This window comes from Flavobacterium sp. B183, from assembly GCF_023539155.1.
Classification (GTDB): domain Bacteria; phylum Bacteroidota; class Bacteroidia; order Flavobacteriales; family Flavobacteriaceae; genus Flavobacterium; species Flavobacterium tructae.
The window spans coordinates 4,631,969-4,650,339 of the sequence record NZ_CP097434.1; the positions used below are offsets into that span (position 1 = coordinate 4,631,969).

The following is an 18,371-nucleotide window of genomic DNA, read 5'->3' on the forward strand; positions in this document are numbered from 1 at the left end:
ATTCTAAAAAAAACTAGAATTTATAAGTTAAACTTCCCATAACAGTACGTGGAGCCTGAACATTTATTGTCGTATAACCATTAAAATACAATTGATCTGTTAAGTTATTTACTTTTAAAGACACTCTGTATTTCGGCTGATCGTAGTACAAAGCAGTATTAACCACAGCATATGACGGAAGCTCAAAAGTTTGACCAGGTCCGTTATTGTAAATGTAGGTAGCGTCTCCGTAATTCCCTCCAAATCCTAAACCTAAACCTTTCAGTTTTGTTTTTTGAAGGTTATAGCTGAACCAGTAATTGATTAGATTTTCAGGTCCTGCAGTTACAGGTCTTAAATCATTTAATTTAGAGTTATTATTAGAGTACCCCACAAGAAGGTTCAATCCCGGAATTGGGTTAGCTGTAAGCTCTACTTCAAAACCTTTACTATATTGTGTTCCGTTTTGTATGCTCGCATTTGGAAGATTCGGATCTGCGATTACAATATTGTCAACTTTGATATCATAATAACTAAAAGTTGCGCTTACTTTATTCTGGAATGCATTCACTTTCACACCAACTTCAAGCTGATTTGCTTTTTCAGGATCAAACTGTTTCATTTCAAGCTTTCCGCCAACATTAGCATTTAAGAATCCTTTATTGGTAAAACTATTTTGGTAATTTCCAAAAACAGATACCTGATCTTTTACGATTTGATACACGGCACCAAATTTTGGTGAGAAGGCATTTTGAGAAAAATTGTCCGCTTTTGTATTCGAAGCAGGATCAAATGATCCTTTATTTTGAAAATGATCAAAACGTACCGCTGCCGAAAGAATTAATCTTTCTGTAATGTTGATTGCATCTGCTACGTAAACACTATATGTCGCTATAGAACTGTTAGTAGTATAAGGAGCATTCCCTTTTCCGGTAAGTGCATCCTTTACATTTGTTGGGTTAAAGTCATAATAATTAGTCACCGCTCCTGTATACTTTATGGTATCAAACGGCGCATAACCCGGTAAACTTTGGTACACTAATTTATTTGAACCGTAATAGATATCACCACCAACTAAGAAACGGTTTCTCATGGATCCAATTTTGAAATCACCATTAAAGTTTTGTTGGAATTCGATTGCGTTATCTTTTCCATTTGCATCCCAGGCATTTCTTGAAAATTCCTGATCTTTCAAAAGGTAAAACCATGTTTGTAAACCACTTGCTTTATTAGAACTGCTGCTGAACACGGTTTGAGAAGTCCATTCTTCTGAAATTTGATAAAGAGCCTGCGCAAAAACGTTTAATGTTTTGGTGTTGGTCATAAATTCATCTCCTAAAAATGATCTTTTGAAGTTAACATCCAAATTCTTAGCATTATTAACTCCTAAGTCAGCAATAGAAACTCCAAAAGGAAGATAAATTAAAGGCATACCAGAGTTGTCCTGATTTCCAATTTCGGCATCGATAGAGATGGTAAGTTTATCGTTTACTTTATAAGCAAAAGACGGTGCTACGAAGAAACTCTTTGAGTAACCGAAATCCTGAAAAGTATTCGCATTTCCAAAAGCAGCATTCAATCTGAACAATGCGGTATGGTCATCATTAATTGGAGTATTGATATCGGCCGTTAAACGGTTAAAACCATAACTTCCGTTTTGATATGAAATTTCTCCACCAAAATTATCATAAGGTTTTTTAGTTACACGGTTGATTAATCCACCGTAAGAAGAAACCACATTTCCAAAAAGTGTTGCTGATGGCCCTTTTATCACTTCGATTCTTTCTAAATTTACCGCATCAGTGTTACTGTTTACTTTTCCGGCAAGACCATTTCTAACTAAACTCTGAGTAGTAAATCCACGTAAAGAATACCATGAAGCTCCGTCACCGGCACGATTGGTGGCTGCCCATAATTGATATAAACCCGGTACATTTTTTAATGCCTCATCCTGATTGGTTACCAACTGATCTTTGATTAACTCTTTTGTAACCACATTATAAACCTGTGCATTTTCAAGGTTTTTAATCGTCATTCTCGACACATACTGGCTTTCAGATTTGGTATATTTATTAGCATTCCCTTTTACAAATACTTCTGTAAGTGCTTCAGATGTAGTTAGCAGTGTGAAATTTTCGACAAGATTACTTCCTGCTGAAACTTCAACATTTTTTTCTTTAGATGAAAACCCAATTACCGAAACCTTCAGAATATAATTTCCGGGTCTGATGTTCTTGATCTCATAATTTCCCTGAGCGTCAGTGGTAGTTCCAATCTTTGTTCCTTTCAGTGTTACAGAGATATTATCTGCTGCCTCATCATTAGACAATGAAACCGTTCCTTTTATTGTACCCGTCTGTGCAAATGATGCAGAAGCCGTAAGCAGCATCATCAAACAGCCCAAAAGTGGCAATAGTACTTTTACTTTCATGTTATTTAGAATTATTTTTAATAACGCAAATGTATTATTTGTATCAAATCAAACCAAATTATTTTGATTTATTCTAGATAACAACCCTGTTTTGATACTTTTAAGTACTATTTTTCATTCTTTTATTAGAAAAAAAGCAATATTCATTTTTTCTAATAAAATTAAATTAGAATCTTTTGATGAACTCCATCATATCTCCGATGGTTTTTATATCTTCTTTTTGAGTGTTACCAAGTCCTCTCTCCTTTTCAATATGCAATAAACTGATTAACATCGCTTTTTGCAATCCGTTTAATGGATCACTGCTGGTATCAGGCTCAGGAAGCAGGTCCTCCAATTTCATTTCCCAGGGGATATCAGGCCACTCCGTTCTCTTCTGACTCGAAAAAACTTCTGTAAAAGGCCGGATTTTAGCATCTTTATCCCTATCGGTTAACGGATCCAGTCCCCACTTCTGGCAGACCGTTTTTATAAATGAAGTATGTTCAAACTGTTCGTTGATTATGGTATTGGGCTGAATATACGAAGACACCATTATCATAGGAACACGCACACCCAAACGATCAAAAGTAAAATCGCACTCACCTTTCATACCGGCAACAGGCGGCACTGTCTCCGGAGGACTTACATGGTCATAACAACCACCATGTTCGTCATGAGTAATGATAAAAAGTATTTTATCTCTTTTAGGACTATTCTTGATAGCAGTATATACCTCTCGTATCAATTCATCCCCTAATTTTACGGTGCCAACAGTTAAGGCATGATTCACTGCCGATGGATGTTGATCGTTGTGTTTGTGAAGAAACTTCGGTTCTACAAAGGAATATTGTGGCAGGGTTCCAAATTCTAAATCTACAAAAAAGTCAAGATGTCCGTGCGTATTGTATTTTCCTTCTCCAAAGCCATTCACAATATTGGTCAGGCTTAACGGTGCAATAGGTGAATAGACTTTCCATGAAACATCCTTTTCATTCATGCGTTCAAAAATAGTGGGAAGCGACCAAACCTCTTTAATCCACGAATCCATATCATGCAAGTCAGCGTCAATTCCTGGAAGTCCGCTCCCATCCTCACCAAGAGGATTAATCACTTTACCTCCTGAACTGGCAGCATGCCAAAAAGCCCTATTGCAGTAAGTCTGACTCGGTACTGAACAATACCAATGATCAAAAACCGCAAATTCCTTAGCCAAAGTTGCCATTGCCGGAATCTGATCGGGCTGAAAACACTGCATGATTACCTCATACTGCTCATATGTGGGGCTGTCAATACGGTAGGTTGCCCTCAGATTACTTTCGTAATCGTTGACAAAACCATTCATACCAGCCTTAGGAGGCACAGGATTAGGCAGATTGTAAGGTTTTGTCATTAAATAATCAGATAAACCGACATTTGACGAAGGCTCAATGTTGTTAAAAAGCTGCGTATTCACGTGTGGATATTCTTCACCCGGATCCGGATAAGGTGTCTGGTAATTTGCAGCCCGTGAAGGTGAAATACTTTTATTCCCTAAAGTATTAGTCACTCTTTGGGGTATCGGATTGGCATAATCAATTTCCGGATTATAAAGTCCGTCAAAAGACTTATTTGTCGGCACTTCCTCTTTTTCATAGAGATATCCTAAAAGATTGTCGAACGAACGGTTTTCCAGCATTAAAACTACGATATGCTCAAAAGTTCCTAACCCATCAAATTGATTTTGATTTTCCATTTTTCTGTTTTTTTCAGTTCTAAATGTAAGAAAATGAAACAAATAATACTTGAGTAGTTTTACGCATTTTGTGAATTTCGATTGAAATCTATAAGCAAACGTTCTTACCAAATACCCAATTTTAGTATCACTTGGGTTTCTTTTAATTAAATTATATAGTCAACTATATAGTTATGAATATTTTTTATTACTTTAGTTCTAAATAATAAAACACATGAATTCAGATTTTTTAAAAGATTTAGGATACAAAGCATTGGATTCCAGGATGAAAAGAATCAGTGATAAAATATCTTATAGTGTCAAGAAATTCTACAAAGAAAACAACATCGAAATTGAACCACATTGGTATCTGATTTTTATGCTTCTACGGGATAAAGGAAAACTGTCCATTGCTGAAATAGCCGATAGTCTGGGATACGCGCATCCCACTCTCGTTATGACTGTAAAAAATATGAGTTCAAAAGGTTATTTAATTGTAGAAAAAGATCAGCAGGACAAAAGAAAACAAATGGTTTCTCTCTCCGAAAAATCAATTCATTCTCTGCCGCAATTTGAATTGATATGGAACAGCTGTGAGGCTACTATATTAAGTGTATTGGATCACGATTTAGGTATTCTTAAATATCTGGACGAGATCGATGAAGCTCTGGATAAAACCACATTTTACTACAGATTTAAACAAGAATATTCAAAAGCAATTTTAAAAACCTAAAAATGAAACATCTAATCATCATTCTATTATCGATATTCTGCTTTTCAGGATATGCCAAAGAAACTAAAATTATTGTCAGAGCTAAAGCAAAGGATGCCAAATTTATTGGCAGTTCTTTGGGCGGTGCTTATGTAATCGTAAGAAATAAAACCAATAACAGTATACTGGCGGAAGGAAAAACAAGCGGAAGTACGGGAAACACAGATTTGATCATGAAGTTTCCTAAAGAAAGAAATACGGTCATTACAGACGATGCAACAGCAAAATTTACGGCTTCTATAGATATTGAGGAACCAACCTTTGTGAGCATTGAAGTACATTCTCCTTATAACAACAAACAGGCACAGACTTTAGTAAGTACTGAAATTTGGTTAATTCCGGGCAAAGACATACTGGGTGACGGAATCATTTTAGAAATTCCCGGATTTATTATTGATATTTTAAAACCCAGAACCCATCAGTACATTGCTTTAAAATCAATAAGCGACAAACCTTTTCAAATACAGGCAAATATTGTCATGATGTGCGGCTGTATCATTGAAAAGGGCGGTATTTGGGATTCAGATAAAATAGAAACAAAAGCAATAATTCATAAAGATGGAAAACTGCTTCATGAAGTTAATCTAAAGTTAGTTTCAACCAATTTACTGGAAGGCGATTTGTTGATTTCACAACCGGGAAACTACCAAATAACCGTGTATGCTTATGATTCAAAAACAGGAAATACTGGTATTGACAAAGTAAACTATGTGGTATTTTAAATAAAACTGTATCTCTTATGGGCTAAATATTTTTTACGCAGATTTACTAATCTTTTTAATTCGTTAATCTGTGGCTTTTGCTTTAAACACTTAAAACGGTATAATCTTCTAATCTGATGCTGACCTCAGCCCAAAAAAGATTCTAACATTTTTTTCTTCGCTATCAAACACAAAAATACTTTTAGTACTTTTGCCCCGACTTACATTTTTTAGGAGGCGAGTTTACTCGCTATGAACATTGCGGGCTTTTTTATGCCCGTACATGTCACTATACGCGGTTTCAGTACCCCCGTGTGGTGCGTTAATGCGCCCACTGCCTCCGAAAAGGTGTAAGTCAACGGGAAAGGCTGAAACCGTATTTTTTTTAGCCATTAAAAAACTTTCTGCAATGACTTACACAGAAAAAACAAACCACGCAGAGGCAAAAAATGCCATCTCTGCCCTAAAACGAACACCTAAGATATTGACTGTTCGTCACGTTAAAACGTATTCTTTTTACAGAGCATCGCGTTGTCCCTCTATTTTCAGGCCCCGGCCTAAAGAACTCCCACAAATTCGCCTTTCCGGTAATTGGCTACAAAATGCGGGATTCACTATCGGCAAAAATTTGACCATTACCGTAATGAAAAACATGCTGATTATCAGGCCAGCGAAAGAAATTAAAAATTGATTCTAATATTCACAACAAACCCCGCTGAAATGTGCGGGGTTTAGTTTTTTTTATGATCTAGCAATTAAATATTAAGATAATTCCCATAAATAGTAAATATTTTCCATATCCAACTTACAGAAAATATTATTGTAAACTGTCCATTTTTTTTAAACTTTTCTATATAGTCCAGGTATTTTCTTAAACCCTTTTAAATCTTACATTTCAGGTTTTACCTCTAATCTTTCTAAAAAATTAGTAAAGTTATCTCCTATGAGATAGGTATTTTGATATTTTATATTCTCTTCAAAGCTCCTTCCTTCCGATTCTTCTTCGTAATCTTCTTCGTCCCATTCATTTTCATGATCCCAAAATAAAATATTAGAATAATTATTCTCTGTTAATCTTATTAATATCAAATTCCCTAATCCATCACCCCCTATTGGTAAACATTTTTTAGGAATTCTATCCTGATACATATTTAGATTTTTAAAGATATCTTTTGGTGAGTTTTCAACTTTTCCGAAAAAAGAGTCCACATAAGAACCTTTAAACACAAAATTTGGAATCCCCAATATTTCATCATGGATATAAATCGCTTCAGTGTTCAATGGTTTGAAAAACACAGATTCATTAAACCCTTTTAATCCATAATCCTTAAGATAAGATTTATAATCATCCGGTAAGTGCGAGTCTATCGATTTTTCTATACTTGCTATATCTTCATTGTCTAATACAGCATTAGAAATATTCTTTATATTTCTTAAGCCTCCTAGTGCTTCAAAAATTTCTTCCATATTATTTTTAATTTATTAATTAATTACACCTTAGTACCGCCGCACTACCAGCTTTCCCGAGTGTTCAGTTGAAAAGCTGCGCAAATGTCTCTGACTTTGCGCTTTTTTTACACTTATTGAATTAATAAAGTTCGTAAAAGTCTCCCGGCTTTTTATTTTATTTCTTAATATTATTTTGATTCTTTCTTTTTCAGAAATTGTATATAATAAATTTAGTTTTAAAGTCTTAGACTTCACGGTTTATGTATTTTAAACTAGACGTTTCAAGTTGGCGCAAAGTCAGAGACGTTTGCACAGCGCTTGTGAGATATACTTTGCGGAGCGAGGTATTCATTATTGATCTCCAATCTATTTGAAAAAACTTCAAAAGTTGTCCAAATATCAGAATTAAACTTTTCCAAACTTTCAATAGTTGTTAGACAAAGAGGTGATGAATAATATGAAACATAATCTGTACTAATCACTTTGCAGCTATTTAAAATTATAATTTCACCATTGTTTTTTTGCAAAGAATTTATCCCTATCAATTCTTCATTTGACCAATGCTCCAATATTGTTTCGTTTTTCATCTTTTAATCTTTTTAATTACACAGAATTATAGTTGGTTTTGCATTAGTTTCCGTTTCTAAGTAGATCTACTCTAGGCAAATTTGGCCTGTTTTTTTGGGTCTAAAATTTAAATTCATTACACCTACAAACAAGAAACTGCCTCTGTATTGAGGCAGTTTTGCTTTTTTCTGTACTTTCTTAAGTTTCCACTATCCTAAAGAAAGATATCTGCTGGCTGGTGAATCTTAAATATTATAGATTAACAGTCAAAATTAATTACTCAGCTATTCCTACTTTTTCAAATCTAAGTCCTTTAATATCATTCTCCGCAATAAAATTAACAAATTCATTTGTACAGAAATAAGAAGAACTTAGTTTATCGTCCCTAAAAATAATATTATCTGAAATATTGTTTTTTTTAAACGATATATTATTTTCTCTAACCATTAACATAATATCACTATTAGATTTATTATCCTTATTTATGCAATCAATCTTTGTTAATAAATTAACAAAATAGAACTTTTCAGATAAATCTGTCTCTACGTCAAGAATTTCTATTTTTTCGGATAATTTATTTGCTAATAGATTTCTGTTTTTCTCATTTATTAATAATATCCCTGTATAATAACAACTCGCATCAAAATCTAACCTTCTGTTATCTTGTTTTTTTTTGGATCGATAAATATTTTAAAATCTAACTTCTCATAATTACTACTTAATAACTCTCCTCTAAAATCTATTGCTTGTTGTGAACTATTATTGTTTTCGTTGTAAACAAAAAATTTAAACTCATCATAGTTCTGTGAAATTCTATATATATCCATTTTTACCATATTTTTTTGTTAAATAAGAGATCATCCGAAATGCTGTTTAATTCATCTAAAACACCTTGTTTTCCTCCTAATGCATCAGCATCAATAATTCTTTGATTTATATTCTCATAATACTTATCGGTATGTATTACCCTATGATATGCTCCAGGTTGAATACTATTTGGGTCGATATGTTTTAAATAGATCCCATTTTCGGCACTATTAATATCTATTTGATGCTTTTCTAATATTCTTCTTGCAGGATCAGCTCTAACATCATCACCAGCTACCATATGATGGGCAGCTGAACCTTTCTCTTTACGCCAGCCTCTCCTCATATAGCCTTTTTTTCTCAGTTCTCTTTGGGCTTTATTTATGTTTTTTCTTAATTCTTTTGTACAAGATAACCCTAATATATCAATTTGGGAATTACTATCAAAAACATACCCATAAAAATTAGGATTGTTACCAGCGAGCCCTATTGGATCCTGAGAGATATAAACTCCAGTCACAGAATCATAATATCTAAACCTATTATAATACAATCCGGTTTCATCATCCTCATACTGTCCTAATTGTCTAAAAGGAATAAAGCTTCTATCGCCTTTTAAATCTTTCAGACAACCATAAATATCATAATCCGTTTCCCAAACTACATCTCCTTTCTTGTTATAAGCTTGTAAAGGTTTACCTAGATAATCATTAATGATAGAAAACTTTTCTTCTCCTATAATCTTGGCACTTGGTACAAATGAACTTTCCTGATACACCCAGGTAATTAAATTCTCAATCGGTTCCGGTTTATCATATACTAAATCATCGCCTTCAACAATGAGCTTAGGTCTTTCGCTTAGATCGTACTTCCATTCGTGAATAAGAACGTTTCCATCCCAAACATAACGATTTATTTTTTGGTTTGCAATTTTTACGGTGCGTCTGCCTAAGGCATCGTACTCAAAATGTACTTTCTTTCCATCAGGATTGGTTACGCTTTCTAGTCTTCCATTGGCTAGCCAACTGTAGGTAGTATCTCCCTCCTGCCACTGCTCGTGTTCTTGCTGTAATCTGGTTTCTTCGGTTTTATTGCCCGCCAATTGATCAATCCAGTTGGCTGACACTTCGAATTTTAACTCTTCATTGATTTTTCTGGAACTTTTATGTACCAAGTTGCCCAGTTCGTCGTATTTGTAATGGTACTTTTCGTCCTGTAATAGTTTACCGCCTTTACCGTACTTGCGATCGCTGCGATCGGGAGTTTTATAAAGATTCCCTACTGCATCCGGGGTTTTGTAAACCTGTTCTTTACCATTATAATCTGCCTTTGCCAAATTACCAAAATCATCATAATCAAAGTAGGTGATATTGGAGGTCATTTGGTTCACCACACTGCGCAATTGCTGGTTGGTATCCCAGTTGTAATAGCGTGATCCGGTGCGTTTACCATTGGCAAAAACTTCTTGTTCTTTTTGTTTCCCGTTGTTGTTGTAACTGGTTTTAATATGGAGTCCACCTGTAGTGAAGCGTTCTATTTCTCTTCCCAGTTCGTCGCGTTTCAGGGTAGTTTCCCATTTTTGATGCTGTTCTTTGAGTTCGTTGCTTTGGGCTTCTATACGTTCTAGCTGTCCTTTTGAATCATAATGGGTACTAATCTCTGCTTCTAAACTAGTGTTTATATGGGTGCGTTGCCCCAGTTTATTATATGTAGAAGTAAGCGTAATCGCATTTTCTATTTTATCAAGATGCTGTTGTTGAGTTTCTTTTACGACACGCCCCATTTCATCCCGCTCCAGAAGGATACTTACATTTTGATTTACGGCCTCGGTTAAAAGTCCGTTTTTGTTGTAGCTGTAGGTTTCCCAGGTACCGTCATGATAGTCGACTCTGGTAATGCGCCCTAGAGTATCTTGTTCGTATTCGGTAAATTTTCCGTTACCATGATCTATTCTGGTAACTTCACCTGCGAGATTACGCTGGTATTTTTTGACCATACCGTCAAAAGCGGTTTCTTTTATAATGTCCCCGGCTTTGTTTCGGGCAAAATAGTACACTTCATTTTCTTCATTTTTGATACTCCGCAATTGCTCCATTCTGTCGTAATCAAAACGTACTTTTACTCCATTTTGTTCCCGCGTAGCAAGACTTCCCATTGGGGTATAACTGAACTTAATGTTGTTTTTATTGTCTTTTAAAGCTATTATCTCGTCATAATTGTTGTACGTGAACTGTATGACATTACTGTCTTTTTCAACAATTTGTCTTACCCGATCTAATGCATCGTAACTAAAATAATCAGCCATCTGCATTGGGGTATAAATGGCTTCTACGCGGCCACGATGGTCGTACTCCCACGATTTTAACTTCTTGTTATTCTCGCGCCACTCTATCAGATTGTATTGATTGTCATAAATCAGTTCGAGTTTGTTGTTGTTTTTGGCAACACTGGCCAGTAATCCGCTATTGTGATAAGTAAAATGGGTAGTGCTTTTATCAGGGGCAATAATCGTTTTGAGCTGATCCTCTCTATCTTCTTTGTACAAATAAACAGTTTTATTGCCTTCGGGATCTACGGCTATCGACGGGCGATTTTCCTCATCATAAATCATGATTTCTTCTGTCCCATCGGGATAAACGGTACCGATTTTATTCCCCAAATCATCGTAATTAAAACCCAAAATACGTCCTTCGGGATCAATCTCGCGATAGAGTTCCATAAATTCGGTGTAGTCGTAAAAGGTGCTGTTCCCCATTGGGTCTTTTACTTGTGTCACCAATTGACTTGGCTCATAATAATAAGTAGTTACGGCCATGTTGGCATCAGTTAACAGGTTGTAACCTTCCTCAGGGTAGTATTTTATCCAGCCTTCCTGCCAACCACCATCACCCCAGGTGTGGATACAACGGTCTTGATTATCGTATTCCCAATAAAAAATTTGTCCGTTCCGGTCGGTTTTTTTAATCATTAAATGATTTTCATATTCAATGCTTGTTGGCTTTTGAAGTGCATCAAAAATAGCACTTATGTTACCTTCGGGATCGTACTCGTAAGCTACTAAAAGCTCATCCTGTTCCGGTCCAACAAGTTCCAGTTTTTGAATGAAACTGTCTTTAGTACTTACTTTGATCACTCTTCCTGCAACATCAATGATTTTTTTCAAACGGTTACCTGTAAACTCAAAAACAATACAAAGTCCATCAGAGTTAATAATTTTAGTAAGCTGATATTTTTTTCCGTCGAACTGGGTGAATTCATAGCAAAATTTACTATCATGGCTGTAAGCCTGATAGCCATTCTTTACTTTTTTAAGAGTTGTTTTTTCTTCGCGTAAGTAAAACTCTTCTTCAGGCATCAGGATAGGAAAAGCAACAAGTCGTCCGTCGTCCATACGAAGCCCTAAGGCATCGTCTTCAGGGTACAATTCTACTGCTCTGTCGTATACACAATGTGTTCCATGACCAAGCCAGCCCACATATGGGGAGTCTGAATACCAGCTTCGTTCCCAATTTAAAGGAATTGGACCGGCAATACTAAAATCGCTCCCTTCATAAATCACAGCACCACTTATAAGATTTACAGGATCAAGTGCACATTTTCTGAGCGAATCTCTAAGCCCTTTTGTAGCTTTAGATCCCTTCAGATGAATTTTTTTAGCAAGTCCTCTAACTTTTTTCATCAAGGTACTAAAACCAATACTAGCTAATAAGCCTGTAAGGACTCCTCCCCAATCGGGAGGATAGGGTCCACCAACCATTACGGGTTTCCCCGTTGGGATAGGCAATGAAAATGAGGTTGGGGCAAAAAGGGTTGGGGCAAACGGTAGCATTTTCTTGCCTATTTTGGTTTTCCCTAAAGACATCGATAGGGGGATGCCGATATCATTACAGGTCATTAGCATATGTCCTTTGGGACTCATCCTCGTACCGTCTGAAAAAACGGTTTTCGAGGCGAAAAAATTCATACTTTCATGGCCAATGATAGGTGTCATAAGCCAGGGTGGTGTAAAAAGAGGAATGTGCATTAGAGGTATTATGATACCGCTAGTGTCCGAGTTTCCACGTTTAAAACCATTTACATGCACAGTGGCACCTAAAAACGGAACGTAATCAAAAGGATCCATCACAATACCTATATAAGGATGAAACGGGTTAAATGGAGGCAGGGTAGTAAAATGGATGTCTATCCCCACCACAATGGTCAAATGATTATCGGTTAGTAACATAATTAATAGGTGTTGCTTAATTGATATTCCTCTTGTATCTGTTTGGCTATTTGCTTTGGATTGTCGTTCCAGTTTTCTCCAAAAATGAGTACCATTCGTTTAAAAACAGCTTCTTTTTCTGAATACCCAATTTTAGGATCACTCTCTAAATAACTGTCAGCAATAAAAGTAAAGTTGACAATTTTAAGGGTTTCGTCGGTTAGTGCGTATCCGTACTCAAAAGCATCATTTAAAATTTCGGTATATCGACTGCCTTTTTTCTTGGCAGCCAGCAGCAATGCATAATTATAACCGTTGATCACCTGCATTTCCTGATTTATTTCCTTAGCAATTGCTACTTGTTTTAAAAAATAATCAATCGCTGTATCTGTATTTCCAATAATACTATGATGCGAACCTTTGTAAACTAATAGCTGCATTAAAATTCCCGCGACATCATCCTTCTCTTTATAAAACGGAGTCGTAATTTTTATTCCTTTATCCAATAGCTCATGAATAAGCTCCTTCTCGTCTTTAAATTGGAATAAAAAGCTGGCATAGATCAAATAAGACGAAGCCCAAAAGCTGGTTTCTCCGGTGCTTTTACTAATGTCGATAAGTTCATTCCCCAGTTTTTTTACTTTCTCCTGCTTTTTATTTTTTGCTGCCTCACCAATTTCAAACAAACATTTTCGGTAGCGTACCTGTGGATCATTTGGATTTCCTTGTGTAGCTATTTCTTTGTAAGCTTTGTTTATTTCCTGATTTGGAATTTCTATGATGGTTCCGTTTTCCTTTGCTGCAAAAACTACATCGCGATACTGCTGTCTTTCCTGATAATCCAAAAACAGAAAACCTATATTTTCCGGCAATAAAACGGCCAGTTCATTGAGACTTTCGGTCAACAAATCGGCATTGCTAACTTTTTTGATTAATAAACTTACGATCAAAAGATTTCCTGTTTTTGCTTCAAATTCTTTAAAACTAATAAGCATTTTGATGTAGAATTCCTTCAGACTTTCAATACTAAGCTGATTAATTTCCGGAAGTACTTCTTTAAAAGTGGCAAAATCTTTCCAATTCCAATTGGGATTTTTTTTCAGATCTTCTTCAAAAGTTACAATCCATTGCTCTATGATCGTGCTGTAAAAATCTTTTTTATCATCAAAATCAACAACAAAAGCAACAAACGAATCTTCGGATTTACCATAAGCGGAAGATTCTAAGTGAATGAAAGCATCCAATAAAGGAAAATCATCCTTAAAACAAACCATACTGAATACTTTAGCTTTTGGCTTTTCTTTTCGGGTTTTGTTCCAGATTTTCTGAATGTTCTCGACTCTTACAGCGATAGGATTGTGCGTATTATGCATTTTTAAATTCTAATTTAAGTTCACCACTCCACCTTTAACATTGGTCATTGTTTTACCGTCTATGTCAACAACCTTTCCTTCTGCCAAAATGGTATTTTTACCTTTTATATTGATACTTGGCGCTTCATTACCGATTTGAGTGTCACTTTTCACACTCACCTCATCCGTACCAACAGCAACTATTTTTTTACTGTCGACATTGACCTCATTTATACCATTTATATTTACCTTTTCATCAGCAAGAATGTTAATTTCTTTAGACAAAACGTCTATTTTGTTTGGAGCATAAATGGTCATGGTCCCGTCACCGTTAAGTTTTACCATATTACCACTTGGGTCTGTTGCGGTAAAACTATTATCTCCTTCATCTAAAACTAAAGAAGTACCACCTCTGGTCGCAAAACTCCTTTTGTTGTTATCCTGGCCACCGCCTCCACCACTTTTTCCATGAAATACACTTCCCAAAATGAAAGGTCTGTTTGGATCTCCATAACGGAAATGAACCATAACATGATCCCCTACATCCGGAATAAATACCATTCCTCTGTTACTTGCTACTTTTCCGCTGCTTCCTGCATCCGGAGTTAGAACACGAAGCCAGGCCGTTTTCATAGAAGTACCTTGCTGCCAAAGCATTTGCACTCTAATTCTTCCTTTGTTTTTAGGATCTGTATTGCTTTCTACCAGAGCTTGCTGTGTTTGTGCTATTGGATAAGCTACATCAGGTTCCGGAAGACTCAATACTTTTGAAGGTATCGCTCTGAAGTTATTTTCGTATTCTCCTAAATGGGTCGCATAGTGGCTAATTTCGGTAATAATATAGGAGCCTACTTCTTGTGTTATCATACTTTCGTTTTCTAAAACACTAGATTTTATGTTGACTATGCTTCCTATTTTTAATTTGGTATTTTTAGTAGTTGCCGAAACGTAATTGGTATCGGCAGCAGCGCTTTCCTGTTTCTTTTTTAAAAAAGATTCTAAAACCAAATCATCGCCTGTACTCACTATCCCGTGTGTAAATGCCGGTGTTGCAAATACCTCTTTTGAAGTGGCAAAAGCTTCATTGCCTAATTTTGGCAAACCGCCTACCGTATCTTTCGATTTTGCGGTATAGCGTTTGTCAGCGCTTTCATTGTAGGTAAAAGCACTGAATTTATTCGGTACTGCCTGTACGGATATTTTTAGTTTTGAGATATCACTATTGTAGGTCAGAGAAATCGGCTTGTCGAAACTTTTAGGTTTACCGAAGATTAACTTCTCTCCATCATAATACAACCATTCATTGTATTGTTTTGCCAATCGCTGAATAAACTGAAAATCGGTTTCAAGGTATTGATTCTGATAGTCCATTTTACTGGTATATTCAGGGTTTACCTCGTTTTGCAACTGCTCTCCTGCTCCATTTTTTATGGCTTCTTTGACAATATCTTTTAGGGCTAATTCTTCCCATGAAAATAGCTTCTCACCTGACTCTAACAATATGGTTTTAGAATAACCCGATACGACAATATGGTTACCCGAATGTCCCATTTCCTGATCAAAATCGATATTAGTCACTACTCCCAGAAAGTTGTTTTTGTCTTCAAGCATGATGTGTACCACTTTACCCAGCCAGGCCTGAGCATTTTCAAGAGTGTAAGCCAAAGGACTTTCGACAACGGCATGGGGAACACGAATTTCAAATCGATGATGATCGTTTATCACTTGTACCAATTCTATACTGGTAAAATGGCTTATTCTCTTGGAATCTATTCCAAAAATTATGGTTTGTGGTATCATTATTTTAATCTTTTTAGTTAGTACTAACTATTTATGTCTATCGGATCAGTGTGGTGTTATTTAATTTTTATAAATCTTGTATCGATTATTATATTTAAGGAATGTTATTATTATCGGTATTTAAAAACTTCAACAATGTCTCATTGTTCTCTAGCATTTCGGGGGTTAAATTCAACTCTTTAGTGCCTTGATGCATAATTAAATTTTTACCAATTTTGTAATAATGAACGGTTGTTTTTCCTTCATAATTTAAGCTGTTTGCGCTTATAATTATGTTGCTTTTTTCATTAAAATAAAAAGAATTAATCCCGGTTGTAAGGATATCAGATCTTTGTTTGAACTGATAATTAATTTCTTTTTTATTAATTAAATCAATTGCAATCAGATTTATTCTATTATTTACCTCACTCAGGGGCAATAAAAGAATATGATTGTTTGTGATGTAAACGTTTGTCGATTTATCATTGGTAATAAGACCATTTATAGGAAATACATTATCGAATCGATTTGGATATGCGATTCTAATAATGTTATGTCTCCCCTGGTTCACATAAATACTATCTTTATAATATTTAATGGTATATAAAAGTCCCTTTCGGTCTTTAACTTCTAAACTGTCAATTTCAAATTTTACCTGTTCCTTCTTAATTTCATTTATCGAAATAACATTTTCTTTATTCTTCGAATTACATCCAAGAAAAACAAAAAAAGTTAAGATTATAAGTAATTTAAGTTCGCTAGTTAATTTCATTTGAAACGGTGTTAAATTTTTCGTTCTGAATCACCAACTGTCTTTTTTCTTCTTCCAGTGTACTTTTTACGGGATCAGTAAACAAAAGTGAATTGCCTGTCAGGATTGTATTTATTTCCTTTAACCTTTCTTTATTAGCCTCTATTTGAAAGTCTAAACTATTTTTGAAACGCTTCTTTACTCCGCCAATTTGTTTGAGCAGATGCTCGCCATAATGATTAGCACCACTGCTGTCCATATCAGCATTATAGGCGTACTTTCCTCCATGTCTTTCTTTGGCTGTAGGATAATATGTTCCGGTATTAAAAGCCTTATCAATGTCATCTGCGGTTATGGTGTCATTTTTTATTATACTGGAAAAATGGCTCCAGTTTTTGTCAATTTTGTTAAAATAATCCGTCAAAGCGGCCTGATAACCACCCAAATTGGAGTAATCTTTAACGGTACCGTGACTGGTACTTCTTTTAAAGGGTTTTCCCATAACTCCAAATAAATTATAGTCCCCATGTTTTATTGCAGATGCTCCATATCCACTTTCTAAACTTGCCTGTGCCAATACCAATAATGCTCCTTGGGAGGATGCACCTTTTGCTTTTGCAAAATCATATATTTCGACTGCAATTGTGGTCAAAAACTGATGGTGAACCGGTTTTTCTTTTTTAGGTGGTGCACTTATAGCTTTAGCTTTAACATCTTCGGCTACACGATTACCTTGCGGACTTCTTCTTTGCATCATTGCGCCCACTTTGTCCGTATTTTCCCACTGACCTGTTTGTCTATTATACTGAGGTCCTTTGACACCTAATGAACTGGCGTTCTTATGTTTTCCTGAAGATGAAGATTTAGCCATGAGATTGTTTATTTAGATTGAGATACCTCAATAGTCATAAAACAATATCTCTTTTGGGGATTTATTTCGTAGGTTACTTTTTGCGGTATCATTGGGGTTTGGGGGTTATTTTATTAAGAAGGCATCCCTATTAAAATTGCTTTAATATAAAATCCCTTAGAAAAAGTATATTTTAGAAATACACTTATCTACTACATAAAAAGAAAAAATTATTTCAACTTTCAGATAATGGAACTAAAAACAGTACGAACGAAAATCTTTTACTAAGATTTTCCTTCAGCTGAACCACTAAAACTAAGGCCTAAAAAATTCGGATCTTTTTATTTTTAAGAAAACAAGAAGCGATATCGTATCGCTTCTTGTTTCACCAACTAGCTAAAATTAGATTTTAGCCCAGTTGTTATCTAATGTAGCATTACCTAATGTAATTTTCTCTGCAGAGAATGTAATCTCAGTAGTCATTGGAGTTTCAGCCAAAGCGTCTAACTGCTCACTAAAGAATACAATAAAAGCATTTTCAAAAGAAAGTTCTTTCATTACTTGCTCAGAGTCAGCTTTGAAAAATTTTACTTTTCCGCTTACTGGTTTGTGTTGACTGTTTACCGCTTGTTCGATAACTGTAGTGTTGTCTGTAGATTTAACTCTTAAGTTTAATCTTCCTCCTTTAATTTCAGAAGAAACAGCTCCTTTACCGTCAGTATGTCTTAACATATCAACTTTTGAAAATAATACTTGGTACTCGTTTCCTTCGAATTCTAAAACTGCTTTAAATGCCATAATAAAAAATTTAAGTTGTTAAAAATTGTTTTTTAGAATCCTCTTTCCTTTTGTATGACTAGTATGAACAAAAAAAAGAGGTATTCTACATGATTTTAGAATACCTCTTTTTGTACTAACGTACTTTTTATAATTGCTTCTTGTAGGAAGATGAGGGTGATTCGCAATCAATATTTGTACGAATATACAAATACAATTTTGAAAAACAAGTTAATTCGTAATCTTTTTCATAGAAATA

15 protein-coding genes are annotated in these 18,371 nt (G+C 35.2%); 3 read left to right on the forward strand and 12 right to left on the reverse strand.

Annotated elements, in window-relative coordinates; translation table 11 throughout:
* Nucleotides 1–13 precede the first annotated feature (13 nt).
* Nucleotides 14–2,410 (reverse strand): TonB-dependent receptor, encoded by a 2,397-nt coding sequence (locus M4I44_RS19080; protein ID WP_249965774.1) that lies wholly within the window; start codon nt 2,408–2,410, stop codon nt 14–16.
* Between the two features lie 166 nt (nt 2,411–2,576).
* Nucleotides 2,577–4,124, reverse strand: coding sequence for an alkaline phosphatase family protein (locus tag M4I44_RS19085; RefSeq protein WP_249965775.1), 1,548 nt, complete (start codon nt 4,122–4,124; stop codon nt 2,577–2,579).
* 214 nt (nt 4,125–4,338) lie between these two features.
* Between M4I44_RS19085 and M4I44_RS19090 the strand changes: the two genes are divergently transcribed.
* The 3 genes from M4I44_RS19090 to M4I44_RS19100 all read left to right on the forward strand — a co-directional run bounded on the left by M4I44_RS19090 (nt 4,339) and on the right by M4I44_RS19100 (nt 6,267).
* Complete coding sequence (locus M4I44_RS19090) at nt 4,339–4,836, forward strand: MarR family winged helix-turn-helix transcriptional regulator (protein ID WP_249965776.1); 498 nt, start codon at nt 4,339–4,341, stop codon at nt 4,834–4,836.
* Between the two features lie 2 nt (nt 4,837–4,838).
* Nucleotides 4,839–5,597 carry a hypothetical protein gene (locus tag M4I44_RS19095; RefSeq protein WP_017496343.1) on the forward strand — a complete coding sequence of 253 codons (759 nt, stop codon included), beginning with the start codon at nt 4,839–4,841 and terminating at the stop codon, nt 5,595–5,597.
* A gap of 388 nt (nt 5,598–5,985) precedes the next feature.
* Entirely contained in the window at nt 5,986–6,267 is a 282-nt protein-coding gene (locus M4I44_RS19100) for a SymE family type I addiction module toxin (protein WP_249965777.1), read from the forward strand.
* 197 nt (nt 6,268–6,464) lie between these two features.
* On the opposite strand, the gene M4I44_RS19105 is transcribed toward M4I44_RS19100, so the two are convergent.
* The 10 genes from M4I44_RS19105 to tssD form a co-directional block, all read right to left on the reverse strand.
* Nucleotides 6,465–7,043, reverse strand: a complete 579-nt coding sequence (locus tag M4I44_RS19105) for an SMI1/KNR4 family protein (protein WP_017496344.1) — start codon at nt 7,041–7,043, stop codon at nt 6,465–6,467.
* A gap of 263 nt (nt 7,044–7,306) precedes the next feature.
* The gene (locus M4I44_RS19110) at nt 7,307–7,612 is read right to left on the reverse strand and encodes a hypothetical protein (protein WP_249965778.1); all 306 of its coding nucleotides are present in this window, start codon (nt 7,610–7,612) and stop codon (nt 7,307–7,309) included.
* A 256-nt stretch (nt 7,613–7,868) separates the two neighbouring features.
* Nucleotides 7,869–8,279 (reverse strand): imm11 family protein, encoded by a 411-nt coding sequence (locus M4I44_RS22650; RefSeq protein ID WP_371923048.1) that lies wholly within the window; start codon nt 8,277–8,279, stop codon nt 7,869–7,871.
* The gene (locus M4I44_RS19115) at nt 8,240–8,419 is read right to left on the reverse strand and encodes a hypothetical protein (RefSeq protein ID WP_249965779.1); all 180 of its coding nucleotides are present in this window, start codon (nt 8,417–8,419) and stop codon (nt 8,240–8,242) included. Before M4I44_RS19115 ends, M4I44_RS22650 begins: the two co-directional genes overlap by 40 nt.
* Nucleotides 8,420–8,421: 2 nt before the next feature.
* Nucleotides 8,422–12,624 (reverse strand): DUF6531 domain-containing protein, encoded by a 4,203-nt coding sequence (locus M4I44_RS19120; protein ID WP_249965780.1) that lies wholly within the window; start codon nt 12,622–12,624, stop codon nt 8,422–8,424.
* A 2-nt stretch (nt 12,625–12,626) separates the two neighbouring features.
* Nucleotides 12,627–13,976, reverse strand: coding sequence for a hypothetical protein (locus M4I44_RS19125; RefSeq protein WP_249965781.1), 1,350 nt, complete (start codon nt 13,974–13,976; stop codon nt 12,627–12,629).
* A 9-nt stretch (nt 13,977–13,985) separates the two neighbouring features.
* Complete coding sequence (locus tag M4I44_RS19130) at nt 13,986–15,755, reverse strand: type VI secretion system Vgr family protein (protein WP_249965782.1); 1,770 nt, start codon at nt 15,753–15,755, stop codon at nt 13,986–13,988.
* Between the two features lie 94 nt (nt 15,756–15,849).
* Nucleotides 15,850–16,506, reverse strand: a complete 657-nt coding sequence (locus M4I44_RS19135; protein WP_249965783.1) for a hypothetical protein — start codon at nt 16,504–16,506, stop codon at nt 15,850–15,852.
* Nucleotides 16,493–17,356, reverse strand: a complete 864-nt coding sequence (locus M4I44_RS19140; protein WP_017496349.1) for a glucosaminidase domain-containing protein — start codon at nt 17,354–17,356, stop codon at nt 16,493–16,495. The genes M4I44_RS19135 and M4I44_RS19140 overlap by 14 nt, the downstream gene beginning before the upstream one ends.
* A gap of 381 nt (nt 17,357–17,737) precedes the next feature.
* Nucleotides 17,738–18,133: a type VI secretion system tube protein TssD gene (gene tssD / locus M4I44_RS19145; RefSeq protein WP_017496350.1), complete on the reverse strand. Its 396-nt coding sequence runs from the start codon at nt 18,131–18,133 to the stop codon at nt 17,738–17,740.
* Nucleotides 18,134–18,371: the final 238 nt, after the last annotated feature.

Coding starts and splice junctions, on each gene's coding strand:
- tssD (WP_017496350.1), bottom strand. CDS start 18,133: ATGGCATTTAAAGCAGTTTTAGAATTCGAAGGAAACGAGTACCAAGTA.
- M4I44_RS19110 (WP_249965778.1), bottom strand. CDS start 7,612: ATGAAAAACGAAACAATATTGGAGCATTGGTCAAATGAAGAATTGATA.
- M4I44_RS19120 (WP_249965780.1), bottom strand. CDS start 12,624: ATGTTACTAACCGATAATCATTTGACCATTGTGGTGGGGATAGACATC.
- M4I44_RS19105 (WP_017496344.1), bottom strand. CDS start 7,043: ATGGAAGAAATTTTTGAAGCACTAGGAGGCTTAAGAAATATAAAGAAT.
- M4I44_RS19135 (WP_249965783.1), bottom strand. CDS start 16,506: ATGAAATTAACTAGCGAACTTAAATTACTTATAATCTTAACTTTTTTT.
- M4I44_RS19095 (WP_017496343.1), top strand. CDS start 4,839: ATGAAACATCTAATCATCATTCTATTATCGATATTCTGCTTTTCAGGA.
- M4I44_RS19090 (WP_249965776.1), top strand. CDS start 4,339: ATGAATTCAGATTTTTTAAAAGATTTAGGATACAAAGCATTGGATTCC.
- M4I44_RS19130 (WP_249965782.1), bottom strand. CDS start 15,755: ATGATACCACAAACCATAATTTTTGGAATAGATTCCAAGAGAATAAGC.
- M4I44_RS19100 (WP_249965777.1), top strand. CDS start 5,986: ATGACTTACACAGAAAAAACAAACCACGCAGAGGCAAAAAATGCCATC.
- M4I44_RS19080 (WP_249965774.1), bottom strand. CDS start 2,410: ATGAAAGTAAAAGTACTATTGCCACTTTTGGGCTGTTTGATGATGCTG.
- M4I44_RS19085 (WP_249965775.1), bottom strand. CDS start 4,124: ATGGAAAATCAAAATCAATTTGATGGGTTAGGAACTTTTGAGCATATC.
- M4I44_RS19115 (WP_249965779.1), bottom strand. CDS start 8,419: ATGGATATATATAGAATTTCACAGAACTATGATGAGTTTAAATTTTTT.
- M4I44_RS19125 (WP_249965781.1), bottom strand. CDS start 13,976: ATGCATAATACGCACAATCCTATCGCTGTAAGAGTCGAGAACATTCAG.
- M4I44_RS19140 (WP_017496349.1), bottom strand. CDS start 17,356: ATGGCTAAATCTTCATCTTCAGGAAAACATAAGAACGCCAGTTCATTA.